2 protein-coding genes are annotated in these 1,179 nt (G+C 63.0%); both read left to right on the forward strand.

The features are described from left to right. Positions 1 to 36 precede the first annotated feature (36 nt). The gene (locus QK287_RS18390) at positions 37 to 423 is read left to right on the forward strand and encodes a PadR family transcriptional regulator (protein ID WP_282361132.1); all 387 of its coding nucleotides are present in this window, start codon (positions 37 to 39) and stop codon (positions 421 to 423) included. Continuing rightward, on the forward strand, positions 420 to 1,136 hold the full coding sequence (locus QK287_RS18395) for a hypothetical protein (RefSeq protein ID WP_226775802.1): 717 nt from the start codon (positions 420 to 422) through the stop codon (positions 1,134 to 1,136). The genes QK287_RS18390 and QK287_RS18395 overlap by 4 nt, the downstream gene beginning before the upstream one ends. The last annotated feature ends 43 nt before the right edge of the window (positions 1,137 to 1,179 follow it).

The raw sequence follows: 1,179 nt of genomic DNA on the forward strand, positions 1-1,179 counted from the left end.
CTTGACAGGCCAACTACTTAGATAGACAATCTAGTCATGAATGTTCCTGCCCCTGCTCCTCAAGCCCCGGGAAGCTCGGACTGGCCAAGTGACTGGCTCCGGGCCACGCTTGGGTTCCTTGCCCTCCGCGCACTATCCGCCGGGCCTTCTTACGGATACGCAATCATCAGCGAACTCGAGCGCCACGGGTTCGGCTCCATAAAGGGCGGCACCCTGTACCCGCTCCTCACCCGGTACGAGACCGCCGGCCTGGTCACCACGGAATGGCGGGCCGGCGACGGCGGTCCCGGCCGCAAGTACTTCGCACTGACAGATCAGGGCCGCGCCGAACTCACCCGCCTAAGTGCTGACTGGCTCCGATTTGCCGTCACCAGCACCCATTACCTCGACCCAAAGCGGCTCACGAAGGAGATCCCCGCATGACGCAGCAGACCAACGATAAGAAATGGTTCGACCAGCTCGTCATGGAGTTGCGTGTGCGCCAGGTGCACGGGAGCGCGATCGGTGACACCATCGCAAGCGCCAGGGAGCTCCTGGGTGATACCGGCCAACCGGCCGAGGAAGCGTTCGGGCCAGCCCGAGACTACGCTGCGGCGCTTGAACTCCCGTCCGAGCCGAAGCACGACTGGGTGCGAAAAGCGATGGGGCCGGCACTGCTCGGGCTCCTGGCCTTCCTGCTCTTCAATCAGGCAGTCGTGTCCTGGGCGCGGTCGGAACTGCTGCTGGTTTCACCAGCGCAGCTAGCTCTCCTCGCTACACCAGTCGTTCTCCTGGCCCTCCTGCCGCTCTACCTCGACGCCCTCATACGGCGCATCTGGGCCTGTATCGGAATCACCGCTGCTTGCGTCATGGCAGGCCTCCTCTCAGCCTTCGCGACCCCTAAGAGCCAGGCCGAAGCATGGCTAGCGATCGACCCGCTGCCATGGCTCATAGGAAGCGCTCTCGTCATGGTGGCACTTTCAATCATGAATACCATCCGGTCATCCCGCTCGGAGGCCGACAACGACATCACCGATCCGCTCTCCGGGATGACGGACAGTACCGGACGAGGCGCGAAGGCAGCGGTTCAGGTAACTAACTGGCTGTTCCCTATACTCGCCGTCGCCATGCTCGGCCTCGCGCTGGCAATGCGCTAGATCAGCGGGATGCCTGCAAACATCCTGTCACGGTGAGGGATCC

It is taken from the genome of Arthrobacter sp. AL05 (assembly GCF_029960715.1).
Lineage (GTDB): Bacteria > Actinomycetota > Actinomycetes > Actinomycetales > Micrococcaceae > Arthrobacter.